1 protein-coding gene is annotated in these 1,181 nt (G+C 68.8%); it reads right to left on the bottom strand.

Features of this window, described 5'->3' with window-relative positions:
- A partial coding sequence (locus ACTWQR_RS55725) for an IS256 family transposase (RefSeq protein ID WP_443235015.1) occupies positions 1-1,051 on the bottom strand: 1,051 nt, incomplete at its 3' end.
- Positions 1,052-1,181 lie beyond the last annotated feature (130 nt).

Here is a 1,181-nt window from a genome sequence, read left to right on the forward strand (position 1 = left end):
CGACCTCGCGGATCGCGTCGGGGAAGGCCAGGAACGGCACGAACTCGCTCCAGGCCCGCTGCCAGACGGCGGCGATACTGCCGTACTTGTGGCCCCACTTGGCGTCGAACTCGTCGAGCCGCTCGCGGGCCTGGGCCTCGTTGACGGCGGTGTAGACGGGCCTGAGGTCGGCGGCGACCTCGGGCCAGTCCCGCCTCGAGGCGTAGCGCAGGCTCTGCCGGATCAGGTGCACGACGCAGCGCTGCACGACAGTCTGCGGCCACACGTTCGCGACCGCGTCCGGCAGGGCGGACAGCCCGTCGCAGACCAGCATGAGCACGTCCCTGACCCCGCGATTGCGCAGGTCGGTGAGGACCTGCTGCCAGAACTTGGCGCCCTCGCCACCGTCGCCGGCCCACAGGCCGAGGATCTCACGGTAGCCGTCGGCGGTGACCGCGATGGCCACGTAGATGGGCCTGTTGGCGACCTGCCCGTCCCTGATCTTGACGTGGATGGCGTCGATGAAGACGACCGGGTAGACCGCGTCGAGGGGACGGGTGCGCCACTCGTTCATCGAGTCCAGGGCCTTGTCGGTGATCGTGGAGATCGTCTCCTTGGACGTCTTCATCCCGTACACCTCGTCAAGGTGCGCAACGATCTCGCCCGAGGTCATGCCGCGGGCGGTCAGCGAGAGGACCATCTCGTCCAGGGCGCCGGTGCGACGGGTCCCTTTGGGCAGGATGCGGGGCCGGAAGGTGCCCAGCCGGTCGCGGGGGATCTGCAGCGTGATCGGCCCGACCTCGCTCATCACCTTCTTCGTGCGATACCCGTTACGGCCGTTGCCGCCCGAACGCGAGCCCCGCCCGCCGATGCGCTCGGCCTCAGCGGCCAGATGCTCCTCCAGCTCGGCCTCCAGAGCGGCCTGCATCAGGTGCTGCGTGATCGCGGGCAGCAGGCCGTCCTCACCGACCAGCCTCAGCCCGCCGCCGCGAACCCTGTCCTGGGCCAGCAGCGTCAGCGCGTCCAGCAGCTCCAGACCCAGCCCGTCCACGGACTCTTGCGTTCTCCTCATGTCCGCACCGTCCGCGGCCGTCCCCTCGACGGCAAGCGACACGCCGCCCACCGTCTCGAGAGAGTGAGCCTTCTGGATCGTCATCAGGTGTCCCTTCTGGTGAAGTTCCCACCTAATTCATGACACTCCC

This window comes from Streptomyces sp. 2A115 (genome assembly GCF_052245575.1).
GTDB lineage: Bacteria > Actinomycetota > Actinomycetes > Streptomycetales > Streptomycetaceae > Streptomyces.